This is a genomic window from Methylobacterium phyllostachyos, assembly GCF_900103445.1.
In the GTDB taxonomy this organism is placed as follows: Bacteria; Pseudomonadota; Alphaproteobacteria; order Rhizobiales; family Beijerinckiaceae; genus Methylobacterium; species Methylobacterium phyllostachyos.
Genome location: NZ_FNHS01000001.1, coordinates 1 through 14,986, shown reverse-complemented (window position 1 = coordinate 14,986; position 14,986 = coordinate 1). Strand labels below are relative to the sequence as shown.

Sequence of the window (14,986 nt, the reverse complement as noted above, 5' to 3'; positions counted from 1 at the left end):
ATCCCTCACCCTGTCCCTCTCCCGCACGGGAGAGGGGACCGGCGCTCGATCCTGCGCCCGCATTGGAGCGCACGATGTGTGAATCCGGTGGCTGCTCGGAGGAAGGTGAGACCCTCTGCCCTCCGGGCTGGATCTCCAAAGAGGATGTGTGAATCCGCGAGCCTCTGCGGGGGCGGGGGTACCCGGCACATCCTGCGCGCATCCGAAGACGGCCGGACCGCTGAGCGATCCGGCCGACTCTGAGACATCACCACGGTTGCGGGCGTAGACGCCCGCTCCCCTCACTTCTTCTTCTTGATCCCGCTCTGCGGGTTCAGGCTGCCGATATTGCCGCTCTCGCTGCCGGCGGCCGGATCGATCACGGCGTTCACCAGCGCTGGACGGCCCGAGTTCATCGCCTCGTTGACCGCCCGGGTCAGCTCGTCCGGCGTGGTGACGTGGTAGCCGACGCCGCCGAAGGCCTCCATCATCTTGTCGTAGCGGGAATCCTGCACGAACACCGTCGTGGCCGGATCACGCCCGGTCGGATCCGTGTCGGTGCCGCGGTAGATCCCGTTGTTGTTGAACACCACGATGCAGACCGGCAGGCCGTACCGGCAGATCGTCTCCACCTCCATGCCGGAGAAGCCGAAGGCGCTGTCACCCTCGACGCAGAGGACCGGCTTGCCGGTCTCGACCGCGGCCGCGACGGCGAAGCCCATCCCGATGCCCATGATGCCCCAGGTGCCGACGTCCAGGCGCTTGCGCGGCTGGTACATGTCGATGATGCCTCGGGCGAGGTCGAGGGTGTTAGCGCCTTCGTTGACCAGGATCGCGTCCGGCCGCTCCTTGACGATGGTGCGAAGCGCCCCGAGCGCGGCGTGGAAGGTCATGGGCGAGGCGTTGCTCATGAGCTTCGGCGCCATCTTGGCGATGTTCGCCTCGCGCTTGGTCTTGAGCGTCTCGATCCAGTCGGACGGGGGCTGCTGCCAGCCCTGGCCCATGCCGTCGAGCAGCGCCTGCACGCAGGAGGCGATATCGCCGACCACGGGGGCGACGATTTCGACGTTCGAGTCCATCTCGCGGGGCTCGATGTCGATCTGGATGAACTTGGTCGAGCCCGGCTCGCCCCAGCTCTTGCCCTTGCCGTGCGACAGCAGCCAGTTCAGCCGGGCGCCGATCAGCAGCACCACGTCCGAGTCCTTCAGCGCCGTCGAGCGTGCCGCGCCGGCCGAGAGCGGGTGGGTGTCGGGCAGGAGGCCCTTGGCCATGCTCATCGGCACGTAGGGGATGCCGCTGGTCTCGACCAGCGAACGGATGGCCTCGTCGGCCTGCGCGTAGGCGGCGCCCTTGCCGAGGACGATCAGCGGCCGCTTGGCGGATTTCAGCACCTCGAGTGCCCGGGCGATCGCCTCGGGGGCGGGGCGCTGGGCTGGCGCCGGATCGATCACCTTGACCAGCGACTTCTGGCCGGCCTCGGCGTCCATCACCTGGGCGAACAGCTTAGCGGGCAGATCGAGGTAGACGCCGCCCGGACGGCCCGAGCAGGCGGCGCGGATCGCACGGGCGACGCCGATGCCGATATCGGCCGCGTGCAGCACGCGGAAGGCGGCCTTGCACAGGGGCTTGGCGATGGCGAGCTGGTCCATCTCCTCGTAGTCGCCCTGCTGCAGGTCGACGATCTCACGCTCGGAGGACCCAGAGATGAGGATCATCGGGAAGCAGTTGGTGGTGGCGTTGGCGAGCGCGGTCAGGCCGTTGAGGAAGCCCGGGGCCGAGACCGTGAGGCAGATGCCCGGCTTCTGGGTCAGGAAGCCTGCGATCGCCGCGGCGTTGCCGGCATGCTGCTCGTGACGGAACGAGATCACCCGCATTCCCTCGGCCTGGGCCATGCGGCCGAGATCGGTGATCGGGATGCCCGGGACGCCGTAGATCGTCTCGATGCCGTTGAGCTTGAGCGCGTCGATGACGAGGTGGAAGCCATCGGTCAGCTCGGGCTCTGCCTCGACCTCGGGCGCGGGGTGGACGATTTTGGCGAGTGCGGTCATCGGAGTCTCCGGAAGGTCGGATCAGGTCTGAAGGGGCGGGCGGCGTTCAGGCCACCCGGATCGGTTGGGCGGCCAGCGCCGTGGGGGCGTCATCCGCGGCGAGGTAGCGGGCGCGCATCGGGCGAAGCAGGAACATGGCCAGCGCTGCCGCCGTGACGTTGAGCACGATGATCAGCGTGAACACCGCCGACCAGCCGTAGGCCGCCGAGAGCAGGCTCGCGAAGGGCACGAGGAAGGCGGCTGTGCCCTTGGCGGTGTAGAGCAGGCCGGCATTGCTGGCGGCATACTTCGAGCCGAACGTGTCGCCGCAGGTCGCCGGGAACAGCGAGTAGATCTCGCCGAACACCCCGAAATACACGGCCGTGGCCAGGACGAACACCATCGGGTTGTGACCGTAGGTGAGCAGCACGATCACCGCCGCTGCTGCCGTCGAGAAGGCGATGAACATCGTGTTCTCGCGGCCGATATGGTCGGAGACGAAGCCGAAGAACGGCCGCCCGAACCCATCAAAGATCCGGTCGAGCGAGATCGCCAGCGTCAGCGCCGCCATCTGGAGGCCGAACAGGCTCACCGGCACGCCCGCCACCTGGAAGTCGTGGGCGATCGGGGCGATCTGCGCCGCCGCCATCAGGCCGCCGGAGGCCACCATCACGAACATCGCGTACATGACCCAGAAGACCGGGGTGCGCACGGCCTCGCGCGGGCTGCGGTCCACCTTGGTCTGAGGCAGGCGCAGGCTCTTGCGCTGAACCTGGGTGATCGTCGACGGCTTACGCAACAGGAAGGCGAGGGCCAGCACGACGGCGCCCTGGCCGATCCCGAAATAGAGGAATGCGTCCTGATAGCCGCTGTTGGCGATCATCCGGGCGATCGGCACCACCGTGATGGCCGCGCCCGCGCCGAAGCCGGCTGCCGTGGCACCAGCCGCGAGGCCGCGCCGATGGGGGAACCACTTGAGGGCGTTGCCCACGCAGGTGCCGTAGACCGAACCGGCGCCGATGCCGGCGATCACCGCCCCGAGGTAGAGCATGAACAGGCTGTCGGCATAGGCGTCGATCGTCCAGGCCAAGGCGATCATCACGCCGCCGAAGGCGACCACGATCTTCGGGCCGTAGCGGTCCACGAACCACGCCTCGACCGGGACCAGCCAGGTCTCCGTGGCGACGAACAGCGTAAAGGCGAGCTGGATCGCAGCCCGGCCCCAGTGATAGCGCTGATCGATCGGATCGACGAACAATGTCCAACCGTATTGGAGGTTGGCGATCATGGCCATGCAGATCACGCCGAAGGCGAGCTGCCACCATTTCGCCGACGGCGAATCCTGGCGTTCCATCCCTAAGCCTCTCTCTTGGGCGGCGCGGCCTTGCGGTGGCGGCGTCTCGATTGCGGGCTCAATCATGCACATCCCTTCCAGGCATGCAATATACCAGAGCGAGACGGTCCGAATGAACTGTCAGTCCGGAGATATTTTTCCGCTTGACCGGAATACGAGTGTTCAGCGCCGCAGCCTACAACTCTGACTCGTAGACCGCACGGCGTCCACGGGCACGGCACCGCGTGCGCGAGCGGTGTCCGTCAGGTCAGATCCGCACCGACCGTTCGAGAGGCCGCTTCAGAAGCCGCGGGCGGACCCCAGGCTCCGAGCGTGGGCTCCTCGGCCGGATTCAGCGTCTCGTCTAGGGTGGGGATCGCAGTCGTATCGGCCGGCACGCCGATCAGCGCCCGAGCGGCCGCCCAGTCCGGCCCGTCGCCGAGAGCCGCGAAGGCGTCGCGGTTGAGCCCCGTGAGCCGGCCACGGTCGAGCCGCAGGATCGCCCGACCGGTCTCGGCCTGCACGAAGCGGATCGCCGCCATCCGGCGCAGGCATTCCCGCAGGAACCCGGTATTGGCGGGTGCCGCGAGGTCGGCGCCCTTGAAAACCGCTTCGGGCGCGCGCGCAAAGATGTCGACCTTGCGGAAGCGGTCGATGTCGATCAGCCCCTTCACGTCGAGAATGTTGAGAATCCCGTCGGCCCAGAACGCGATGGTGCGTGGGCGCTCGCCGAGTGGCACGCTGTTGTCGAGGAACTCGCAGACCACCTGCTTGTCGCGCGCCAGCGCCCAGTTGAAGAACAGGCGCGGCATGCCAGTATAGGCCTCGACATTGTGGGCCAGCAGGTCCTCCACCGCCTTGTAGCGGCCGAACATCTCGCCGCGCTGCCAGGCGCGCTCCACGGTGTCGGCCGGCGGGGTGACCATGAACTGCATGTAGACCCGATCGCCGAACCGGGTGAGCAGCTGGCCGCCCCCGTCCGAGCCGGCCTCGGCCTGGAAGCTGTCGAACCGGAACCGGTCGATCAGCAGGTTCGAGATCCGCCGCTCGGCCGCCTTGCGGGTGACGTAGCGATCGAGCTTCATGTCGATGATCTCGACCTCGTAACCTGTCAGCGTTCCCGCATAGCGGGCGGCCGGACCGAGGCTATCGTAATCGAGCAGGTACTTGCGCCAGACATCCGGGGTGATCACTGCGAAGTCGGACCACGCCATGCCGAGGCGCCGGGCGAGGCCGAGCTGATAGGGGCGGATCGTGCTCTTGCCGGAGGCCGAGGCGCCCTTGACGTTCATCACCACCGGATGGGCCTGGGCGGCGAGCCGCCGGTAGCCGCGAGCCTCGATCACGGCGGCGATCCAGGGCTCGATCATCTCGCCGATGCGGCGGCTGCCGTAACCGTTGCTGACCAGCGTCCCGGCAAGGCTGCGCAGGAGGCCGGGGTCGCGGATCAGCGTGTTCTGCCGGGCGATGAGGCCCGATACGACCGTGCGCAGCGCTTCGCAGGCGGCGATCTCAAGGCCGTCGCCGGACTCCGAGGCGCGCCGCTGCCAGGATTCGATGTGCAGCAGGGCCCGGGTCGCGCGGTCCACGCGCGGCGCTTCGACCGCGGGCGGGCGCCGGCCGAGCAGCCGGTCGAGCCAGCCCGGCTCCGGTGGGGGCGGGGCTGGCGGATCGTCCAGAATGGCGGCGATCTCGCGGGTGAGGACTGCGTCTGCCTCGGTGCGGATCCGCGTCAGGGCGGCCTCGACCTCGCCGATGCGGGGCTCGACGCCCTCGCGCAGGATCGTGGCGACGATCGCGCGAAAATTCACGCCGAGATCGGCGTAGACCGCGCCCACCGGCACGGAGAGATCCGACATGACCCGGATCAGCACCTCGTGGACGACGAGGCGGCTCGCCCGGAAGCGTGTGAGCTGACGGGCCGGCAGGCCGCACAGGTCGCTGAGATCGAGGGCGTCACGCAGCAGCGTCTCGACGTGCTCCGGGCGGTAAACGGTGACGAGCGGCAGGAAGGCGGCGGGCAGGTCGGAGCGGACGCCCGGGTTCCAGGGGCCGATGGGAAGTTCTGATGTGGTGGCCGCCGGATCGGTCATCCGCGCGTCTCCCTCCCCCCTCTGCGGGGGAGGGTGGGCCGGCCGTCAGGCCGGGTCGGGAGAGGGGAGCGCGGGTTCAGGAAAAAGCGAGACCGGCATGAAGGGCGGAGCCCGGTCCTGCACCGTCGTTCCCCTCTCCCGACCCCCTGCGGGGGCCACCCTCCCCCGCAAAGGGGGGAGGGAGGGCCCGCGGCAGGGCCAGTGAACAGGCTGGGTAAACCTGCCGCGCTCCCTGCCAACGCAAGTGACTGAAAAGTCTCAAAAAACCTTCTGGAACCAGCCATGGGCATCATTCGTGTTGCCCCGCTGGATATCGACCAGAAGATTCCGCAGCTTCTGCGCCACCGGCCCGGCCTTGCCGTTCCCGATGGTGAAGCTCTCCTCGCGGCCCTTCACGGTGCCGATCGGCGTGATGACCGCGGCGGTGCCGCAGGCGAAGGCCTCGGTGAGGCGGCCCTCCCGGACGTCGGCGCGCCATGCGTCGATCGCGTAGGGCTCCTCCTTCACGGTGAGGCCGGCTTCCTTCGCCAGGGTGAGCACCGAGTCGCGGGTGATGCCGTGCAGGATGCTGTCCGAGAGCGGCGGCGTGACCAGCGTGCCGTCCTCGAACACGAAGAACACGTTCATGCCGCCAAGCTCTTCGATGTAGCGACGCTCCACCGCGTCGAGGAACACCACCTGCTCGCAGCCCTGCGCGGTCGCCTCCGATTGCGCCGCGAGGCTCGCCGCGTAGTTGCCGCCGCACTTGGCCGCGCCGGTGCCGCCCGGGGCGGCCCGCGTGTAGTGCTCCGAGACCCAGACCGTGACGGTGCTGTTCGGATCCTTGAAGTACGAGCCCACCGCTGACGCGATGGTGAGGAACAGGTATTCGGAGGCCGGCTTCACCCCCAGGAACGCCTCGGTGGCGATCATGAACGGACGGAGATAGAGGCTGCCATCCGCCGTATCGGGGATCCAGGCGCGGTCGAGCTTGACGAGCTCGTGCATCGCCTGGACGAAGGCGTCCTCGGGGAAGGGCGGGATCGCCAGACGCTCGGCCGAGTGGCGGAAGCGGCGCGCGTTCGCGTCCGGCCGGAACAGGGCGGCGCCGCCATCGGCGGTCCGATAGGCCTTCAGCCCCTCAAAAATCTCCTGCGCGTAGTGCAGCACCGCGGCGGCCGGATCGAGGGGAATCGCCTCGCGGGCCTTGATCTGCGCGTCGTGCCAGCCACGGCCGGCCGAGTAGCGCGCCACGACCATGTGGTCGGTGAACACCTTGCCGAAGCCGGGATTTGCCATCACGGCGGCCCGCTCCTCGGCGCTCCGCGGATTCGGGTGGCTTTTGATCTCGAACGTCAGGTCGCTCACGGTGGGGTCCTCATCGACTGAGGCTCTTATGGCGCGCTCCGGCGCGCGAATCTACGGAGCCGGCGCATGATGGTAATGCCGGACACGCGAGTCACTCCGCCGCCGCAGGCTCCGAGAGCTGAAGCCGGTGCAGGCGCGCGTAGGCGCCGCCGGTCGCCAGCAGGTCATGGTGCCGCCCGATCTCGATGACGCGGCCGGCTTCCATCACGGCGATCTGATCGGCCTCCCGCACGGTCGAGAGACGGTGGGCGATCACCAGGGTGGTCCGGCCGCGCATCAGCCGGGTCAAAGCCTCCTGGACGAGGCGTTCCGATTCGGAATCAAGGGCCGAGGTCGCCTCGTCGAGGAGCAGGATCGGCGCGTCCTTCAGGAAGGCGCGGGCGAGCGCCACCCGCTGCCGCTCGCCGCCCGAGAGCCGTCCGCCGCCGGGGCCGACCCGGAAGTCGTAGCCCTCGGCCAGGGCCGAGACGAACCCGTGCGCCGCGGCGGCCTGGGCCGCTGCCTCGATCTCGGCGCGGGAGGCTTCGGGGCGGCCGAACCCGATATTGGCGGCAATCGTATCGTCGAACAGCACCACCTCCTGCGAGACCACCGCCACGGCGGCACGCAGCGAGGCGAGCGTCACGGCGCGGACGTCCTGGCCGTCGATGGTCACCCGGCCCGCATTCACGTCGTAGAGCCGGGGCACGAGGTTGAGCAGGGAGGATTTCCCGGAGCCGGAGCGCCCGACCAGAGCCGTGACCGACGCGGCCGGGACGTGAAGATCGATGCCCTCCAGCGCCGGCGCATCCGGCCTGTAACGGAACTGGACGCCCTCGAAGCGGATCGCTCCTTCGGTCACGGTCAGCGGCCGGGCATCGGGCGCCTCGCGGATGGCCGGGGCCTCGTCCATCACGTCGAAGTAGCGCCGCAGCGCCGCTGCCGCCTCCTGCAGGATGGCGTTGAGATTGCCGAGCGCCCGGGCCGGCTGGGCCGCGAGCAGCAGGGCCGCCACGTAGCCGGTGAAGTCGCCGACCGTCTTCTCTCCCGCCAGCACCCGCTGCCCAACCAGCACCAGCACGCCCGCCACTGCGATGCCACCGCCGATCTCGAGCAGTGGGTCGAGGCGGCCGCGAGCATTGGCAGCCTTCATCTTGAGGCGGCGCACCTCGTCGAGGGCTTGGGCGGCGCGACCCTTCAGGTAAGCCTCCATCGCGTAGGTCTTGGCGACGCGCGCGCCCTGCAGGCTCTCGGAGATCAGGCTGGCGGTGGCGCCCATCTGCTCCTGCGTCGAGGTCGAGACCCGCCGCAGCTTCTTGCCAATCCGCCCGATCGGACCGGCGACGAACGGCACCGCGACGCCGGCCACGAGGGTCAGCACCGGATCCATCCAGAGCAGCGCCGCCACGAGGCCGATCAACATGGCGATGTCGCGCAGAAGCACCGTCGAGATGCGGGTCAGTGCCTCCTTGATGAAGGCGAAGTCGGTGGTGAAGCGCTGGGTCAGCGCCGCCGGGCTCTCGCGGCCGAGTTGGGCGAGGTCGGAATCGATCAGATGGCCGTAGAGCGCCGCCTGCATGTCGGCCTCGACCCGGGTGACGACCCGGTTGGTGAGCACCGTCTGGCCGTAGAGCGCGAAGCCGCGGGTGGCGGTGACCACGATGACCACCAGCGGCCCGTAGGCGATCGCCGCCGCGTCTTTGCGGTCGAAGGCGTCGAACGCCGCCTTGATCAGTGCCGGGTAAAGACCCGTCGAGGCTCCGACCAGAGCGATCAGCACCAGCACCACCGCGAGGGTGGCTCGATGCGGATAGAGCCAGATACGCCAGAGCCGGGCGAGGAGGGGAGCCGTGTCGCCGGGAAGGCGCGCCATGAAACCTACCGGGTCGGAACAGCGCCGCCCTCGTAGAAGAGGCACGGCGGCAGCGGGTTTGCCGCCGCCGCCGCCGCGGATCAAGGTTTTTGGGTCAGTGGTCGTCGCCGTGCGGCCCGTGATCGTCGCCCTCGTCGTGATGCCGTCCGCCCCGCATCCCGTGACCACCCATGGGTCCCATGGGCCGGGCGAGGATCATGGCGCGCCGCTTCTGGTCCTGATCCAGGCTGGCGTAGAGCGGCTGCGACGCGTCGGCGAGCTTGCGCAGGGCCTCGCCGCGGGCGGTCGCGGCATCCGCCATGGCGCGCAGGGCGGCGGGGGCGTCGTCGCTGAACCGCGGCCGGTCGCGCATCGCCTCGTGCCGCTGCTGGCGTAGCTTGGCCATGTCGCGGATGGCGGATTCTACCGGCGGCCACAGTTTCTCCTGATCGGCGTTCAGCTTCAGGCCGGCGTGGAGGGCGGCGATCCGGGCATCCGTGAAGGCCGCCCGGTCCTCGGGGCTCAGCGCGCTCCAGCGGCCATGGCCCCGGAACCCGCCGCGCCCATGTTCGTGTGCCGCCGCAGCGCCCGCCAGCCCCAGGCCGAGGGCACCGGTGACCAAGAGGGCGGCTCTCAAACGTCGGGACATGGAAACCTCCGTCTCACGCTCGCGATGCCCGCGGTCCGGCCGCGATGGCACCCGATGCCGCCTATCGAAGCGCGGGCCTGTATCCGGCTTGTGTATGTAACAATGTTACATTACTGGCAGCCCCGGTTGGTGACGCGGAGGTGGCGTGGTGGCACGGATGGCGGGAATGATCCGGATCTGGGTTGGAGCCGTCCTCGGCTTCGCGCTCCAGGCCCTGTGTCTCGCGACCCCGGCCCAGGCGGCGCCGGACGGGAGCCCGGTCCGGGCGGTGGCGAGCTTCTCGATCCTGGGGGATCTGGTCCGGGCTGTCGGCGGCGAGCACGTGATCGTGTCGACGCTCGTCGGGCCGGATTCCGATGCCCACGGTTTCAGTCCGACGCCGGCCGATGCCCGCAAGCTCGCCGGGGCCGATATCGTCTTCGTCAACGGCCTCGGGCTCGAGGGCTGGCTCGACCGGCTGATCCGCGCCTCGGGCACGCGCGCGCCGGTGGTTGTCGCCTCCGCGGGGGTGACACCGCTATCCGTTGCGGATGAGCATGCGCACGAAGACGGCGGCCACGATCGCGGCGACCACGCGCTCGACCCGCACGCTTGGCAGAATGTCGCCAACGTTCGGATCTACGTCGCCAACATCCGGGATGGTCTCGTTAAGGTCGATCCGGGCCATGCCGCCGCCTACCGGGAGGCCGCCACCGCCTATATCGCCAAGCTCGATGCCCTGGATCGGGACGTGCGCACGACGATTGCCGGCATCCCGCCGGAGCGGCGCAAGATCATCACGACCCATGACGCCTTCGGCTACTTCGCGGCGGCCTACGGCCTCACGTTCGTGGCCCCGCAGGGCGTCTCCACCGACAGTGAGGCCAGTCCACGGGACGTGGCCGAAATCATCCGGCAGATCCGCCGCGATCACATCCCGGCGGTGTTCCTGGAGAACATCAGCGACCCGCGGCAGATGGAACAGATCGGCCGGGAGAGCGGTGCGCGCATTGGCGGCAAGGTGTACTCCGATGCCCTGTCGGGTCCGGCCGGTCCCGCGGCGACCTACCTCGATCTGATGCACGCGAACCTACGCGCCTTCGCAAAGGCCCTGGCGTCGGGTTGATGCCCGCCTCGCCTCTGCATGGCGACGGGCATGACATAGCGTAAACCGACGGTTAAGAGGCCCCCTCTAGCCTTACGTCACGGGTGCCACCCGATCCTCGTCCGCGAGGGCTCAGGGCCGTGGAGCCTTGTCGGAATGCGCAGCTCGGAGATCGCGTGGCTTGGGGGCCTGACCGCTGGCGCTTCTATCGGCTCTTCGCCCGGGAGGCCGCGCGCACGGTCCGCGCGGCCGGCGCCAGCCTGACCGGCTCGCCCGACATCCTCGCGCGGATGCGGGTGACCGGGCTGGTGATCGCTCCGCAGGATCTGCGGACCTCCGACGCGACCTTCGCCGACGACATCTATGCGGGGCTGTTCGTGTTCGCCGGTCGGTCGCTGGCGGCGAGCGGCGGCTCGCCCTTCGATTACGCCGCGCCGTCGCCGGAATGGGCCGACGAGCTCTACGGCTTCGGCTGGCTGCGCCACCTGCGCGCCGCCGACACGGCTCTGGCCCGGGCGAATGCCCGCGCCTTCGTGGCGGATTTCATCGCCGGACGGGGTGACCCGATGCTCGCCCGCCAGACCCCCGTGGCGGCGCGGCGGCTGATCTCGTTCCTGTGCCAGTCCCCTCTGGTTCTGGAGGGGGCGGATCACGCCTTCTACCAGAGCTTCCTCAAGGCCATCGCGCGCAACGCGCAGCAGCTCGAACGCGACCTGCGGCGGGGCGTACCGCCACAATGGCGCCTGAACGCCGCCGTGGCGCTCTGCTACGCCGGCCTGTGCTGTGACGGCATTCAGCCGATCCTGCGGCGGGCGACCCGGATCCTGTCGCGGGAACTCGAACGGCAGATCCTACCCGATGGCGGCCACCGCTCCCGGGATCCGCGCTTCGCCATGGAGCTGCTCCTCGATCTGCTGCCGCTGCGCCAGAGCTACCTCAGCCGCAGCGTCGAACCGCCGATGGCGCTGCTGCACGCGGTCGACCGCATGCTGCCACTGCTGCGCCTGCTGCGCCATCCGGACGCCTCGTTGAGCCACTTCAACGGCATGGGCGCCACCGACGCCGACCACCTCGCGACACTGCTGGTATACGATGGGGCACTCGCCCGGCCGCTGATGCACGCGCCGAACAGCGGTTACGAACGCCTGGAGGGCGGCCGAATCGTGATCGTGGCCGATGTGGGCGCGAGCCCGCCACTGCCGTACTCGGTGCATGCCGGGGCGGGCTGCCTCGCCTTCGAGATGTCGAGCGGCCCGCAGCGCATCGTCGTCAATTGCGGCCTGCCGGCGAGCGGACCGGAGCTGCGTCTGCTGGCCCGCTCGACGCCGGCCCACTCCACCGCCTCCGTGGACCACGCCTCCTCGTGCCGGTTCCTGACCCAGACCGGCTGGGTGGGTGAGCGGCAGCTCGCCGAGTGGCTGATCCGACGGCGTGGCCCCGTGGTGTTGAGCGGGCCGTCCGCGGTTGCGGCGGAGCGGGCCGAGGATGCCGATAGCGTGACCCTGGCGGCCCGGCACGATGGCTTCGCGCCGGACTTCGGCATCATCCACGAGCGGCGCTGGCAGCTTTTTCCGGCGACGGCGCGGGTCGAGGGCCGCGATGCCTTCCTGCGTCACGGCAAGGCGGGCAGCCGCGTGCGCCGCCGCCCCCACGACGTGGCGATCCGCTTCCATCTGCATCCCGGTATCGCCGTGCGCGGGGTGCCCGGGGGGCTCGAACTTGCCTCAGCTCTGGGTGAGATCTGGCAGTTCCAAGCGGAGAATGCCGAGATCGCCCTGGAGGAGAGCGTCTACTTCTCCGGTCTGACGGGCGCGCGACGCACGGATCAGATCGTGCTGCACCTGCGGGTATCGGAGGATGTCGAGGTGCGCTGGAGTTTTGAGCGCCTGGCCTCGGCGCCGCTGCGGGGCGTAGCGCCAGCCTGACACGCGGCTGGCCCGGTTCCCCGTTTCCATGCTACCGCGCCCGAAAATCTCGAACTCCGGCACGAAGCTATGGCGCACGATCAGGTGCGGGTCTCCCGCGCGCTCCTCTCGGTCTCCGACAAGACCGGTCTCGTCGACTTCGCCCGGGCGCTCCACGCCCGCGGTGTCGATTTGATCTCCACGGGGGGCACGCACCGGACGCTGCGGGAAGCCGGACTGCCGGTGACCGAGGTTGCCGACTTGACCGGCTTCCCCGAGATGATGGACGGCCGGGTGAAGACCCTGCACCCAACGGTGCATGGCGGCCTGCTCGCGATTCGCGACAACCCCGAGCATCAGGCCGCGCTCGCCGCCCACGGGATTGGGGCGATCGACCTTCTGGTGGTCAACCTCTACCCGTTCGAGGCGACGATCGCGGCCGATAAGCCCGATGCCGATTGCATCGAGAACATCGATGTCGGCGGCCCGGCGATGATTCGGGCGGCAGCCAAGAACCATGCGGATGTGGCCGTCGTCACGGACGTCTCGGACTATGCCGCCGTGCTCGCCGCGCTGGAGGCACAGGACGGGGCCACCGGAGCGGAGCTGCGTCGACGCCTGGCGCAGAAGGCCTTCGCCCGCACGGCGGCCTACGACGCCGCCATCGCCAACTGGATGGCCGGCCGATTCGGTGCGGACGAGCCGGCGCCGTTCCGAGCCTTCGGGGGGAGCCTCGGACAGGGGCTGCGCTACGGCGAGAATCCGCATCAGACGGCCGCCTTCTACCGCAATCCGGGCAAGCCCCGCGCGGGCGTGGCGACCGCCCGCCAGCTCCAGGGCAAGGAGCTGTCCTACAACAACTTCAACGACACGGACGCCGCCTACGAATGCGTCGCCGAGTTCGATCCGGCCCGCACCGCCGCGGTGGCGATCATCAAGCACGCCAATCCCTGCGGCGTCGCCGAGGGGACGAGCCTGCTCGCGGCCTACGAGCGGGCCTTGAGCTGTGATCCGACATCGGCCTTCGGCGGCATTGTGGCGCTCAACTGGACCCTGGATGCCGCGGCGGCGGAGAAGATCGTCGAGATCTTCACCGAGGTGATCATCGCCCCGGACGCCACCCCGGAAGCCGCCGCCATCGTGGCGTCCAAGAAGAACCTGCGGTTGCTTCTGGCCGGCGGCCTGCCCGACCCACGGGCGGCCGGCGACGTCGTTCGGTCGCTCGCCGGAGGGCTCCTGGTCCAGGCCCGGGATGCGGCCGTCGTCGACGACATGCCGCTCAAGGTCGTCACCAAGCGCGCGCCGAGCGAGGCGGAACTCGCCGATCTGCGCTTTGCCTATCGGGTCGCCAAGCACGTGAAGTCCAACGCCATCGTGTACGCCAAGGGCGGCGCCACGGTGGGAATCGGGGCTGGCCAGATGTCACGGGTCGATTCCTCCCGTATCGCCGCCTGGAAAGCCGCTGAGGGAGCCCAGCGCCTCGGCCTGTCCGAGAGCCTTGCCGTCGGCTCGGTGGTGGCGTCGGACGCGTTCTTTCCCTTCGCCGACGGCCTGATGGCGGCGGCGGAGGCGGGCGCCACGGCGGTGATTCAGCCCGGCGGCTCGATGCGCGACGCGGACGTGATCGCCGCGGCCGATGCGGCCGGTCTCGCTATGGTCTTCACGGGCCACAGGCACTTCCGGCACTAGAGCGTTTTCGGTTTGAGCTGAATCGGCCAGTTGGGGTTCACGTCGGGCTGTCGAGTTGATTCATTGCGCGCTCCAGATGAGGAGCAGAGCATGGGCCGACCCTACAGCCAGGATCTGCGTGAGCGGGTGGTGGACGCGGCAGGTGCGACCTCGCGTCGGCAAGCGGCCAAGCGCTTCGGGGTCGGTGCCGCAACGGCGGTCCGCTGGATGACGGCACTGGCCACGACCGGCACAGTGGCGGCCCGGCCACAAGGGCGGGCGCGCCGCTCCAAGCTCGATCCGCACGAGGCGTTCCTGCGCGGCCTGATCGCCGATCGGGACGACATCACCCTGGAGGAGATGCGGGTCCGCCTGCGGGAGGAACACGCGCTCACAGTCGGGCTGGGCACCCTGTGGGCTTTCCTCGACGCGCGTGGCCTGACGTACAAAAAAAGACAGCCCACGCGACCGAGCAGGATCGCCCGGACGTGAAGGCCGCCCGCGAGGCGTGGTTTGAGGGCCAGCCCGACCTCGATCCCAGCCGCCTCGTGTTCCTCGACGAGACCTGGACCGCCACCAATATGGCCCGCACCCGCGGGCGCTCACCGCGTGGGGAGCGGTTGCGCTCACCCGTGCCGCACGGTCATTGGAAGACCACCACCCTGGTGGCGGGTCTGCGCCTGTCCGGGATCGCCGCGCCGTTCGTGCTGGACGGGCCGATCAACCGCGACGCCTTCCAGACTTACGTCGAGCGCGTGCTGGTGCCCGAACTCACGCCCGGCGACATCGTCGTGATGGACAACCTCGGCAGCCACAAAGGCCCAGCTGCGCGCGCGGCCATCGAGGCAGCGGGCGCGCGACTGCTGTTCCTCCCGCCCTACTCGCCGGACTTCAACCCGATCGAGATGGCTTTCTCCAAGCTCAAGGCGCTGCTGCGCAAGGCCGCCGAGCGCACCGTCGAAGGGCTATGGTCAGCCATCGGACGGCTTATCGACACCGTCACCCCAGACGAGTGCGCCAACTTCTTTGCTGCGGCAGGCTACGATCCAGATTAAAACGAAAATGCTCTAG

10 protein-coding genes are annotated in these 14,986 nt (G+C 69.3%); 4 read left to right on the top strand and 6 right to left on the bottom strand.

All coding sequences use genetic code 11. The features are described from left to right. Nucleotides 1-281: 281 nt before the first annotated feature. The 6 genes from oxc to BLQ49_RS00025 all read right to left on the bottom strand — a co-directional run bounded on the left by oxc (nt 282) and on the right by BLQ49_RS00025 (nt 9,259). Nucleotides 282-2,027 carry an oxalyl-CoA decarboxylase gene (oxc, locus tag BLQ49_RS00050; RefSeq protein WP_091712286.1) on the bottom strand — a complete coding sequence of 582 codons (1,746 nt, stop codon included), beginning with the start codon at nt 2,025-2,027 and terminating at the stop codon, nt 282-284. Between the two features lie 46 nt (nt 2,028-2,073). After that, entirely contained in the window at nt 2,074-3,360 is a 1,287-nt protein-coding gene (gene oxlT / locus BLQ49_RS00045; RefSeq protein ID WP_091712281.1) for an oxalate/formate MFS antiporter, read from the bottom strand. 242 nt (nt 3,361-3,602) lie between these two features. Further along, a complete protein-coding gene (locus tag BLQ49_RS00040) occupies nt 3,603-5,432 on the bottom strand; it encodes a DEAD/DEAH box helicase family protein (protein WP_091712279.1) in 1,830 nt (609 codons plus the stop codon). Between the two features lie 258 nt (nt 5,433-5,690). Then, a complete protein-coding gene (locus BLQ49_RS00035; RefSeq protein ID WP_425283963.1) occupies nt 5,691-6,710 on the bottom strand; it encodes a branched-chain amino acid aminotransferase in 1,020 nt (339 codons plus the stop codon). A gap of 160 nt (nt 6,711-6,870) precedes the next feature. Next, a complete protein-coding gene (locus BLQ49_RS00030; RefSeq protein WP_091712275.1) occupies nt 6,871-8,631 on the bottom strand; it encodes an ABC transporter ATP-binding protein in 1,761 nt (586 codons plus the stop codon). A gap of 94 nt (nt 8,632-8,725) precedes the next feature. Further along, nucleotides 8,726-9,259, bottom strand: coding sequence for a Spy/CpxP family protein refolding chaperone (locus BLQ49_RS00025; protein ID WP_091712273.1), 534 nt, complete (start codon nt 9,257-9,259; stop codon nt 8,726-8,728). A 157-nt stretch (nt 9,260-9,416) separates the two neighbouring features. Between BLQ49_RS00025 and BLQ49_RS00020 the strand changes: the two genes are divergently transcribed. The 4 genes from BLQ49_RS00020 (at nt 9,417) to BLQ49_RS00005 (ending at nt 14,970) form a co-directional block, all read left to right on the top strand. Beyond that, on the top strand, nt 9,417-10,364 hold the full coding sequence (locus BLQ49_RS00020) for a metal ABC transporter substrate-binding protein (RefSeq protein WP_091712271.1): 948 nt from the start codon (nt 9,417-9,419) through the stop codon (nt 10,362-10,364). Between the two features lie 155 nt (nt 10,365-10,519). Then, on the top strand, nt 10,520-12,268 hold the full coding sequence (locus tag BLQ49_RS00015; RefSeq protein ID WP_091712269.1) for a heparinase II/III family protein: 1,749 nt from the start codon (nt 10,520-10,522) through the stop codon (nt 12,266-12,268). A 69-nt stretch (nt 12,269-12,337) separates the two neighbouring features. After that, nucleotides 12,338-13,936: a bifunctional phosphoribosylaminoimidazolecarboxamide formyltransferase/IMP cyclohydrolase gene (purH, locus tag BLQ49_RS00010; RefSeq protein ID WP_091712267.1), complete on the top strand. Its 1,599-nt coding sequence runs from the start codon at nt 12,338-12,340 to the stop codon at nt 13,934-13,936. Between the two features lie 90 nt (nt 13,937-14,026). Then, a protein-coding gene (locus BLQ49_RS00005) for an IS630 family transposase (protein ID WP_091712264.1) occupies nt 14,027-14,970 on the top strand; the annotation gives its coding sequence in 2 pieces (ribosomal slippage) (nt 14,027-14,363 and nt 14,363-14,970; 945 coding nt in all). Nucleotides 14,971-14,986: the final 16 nt, after the last annotated feature.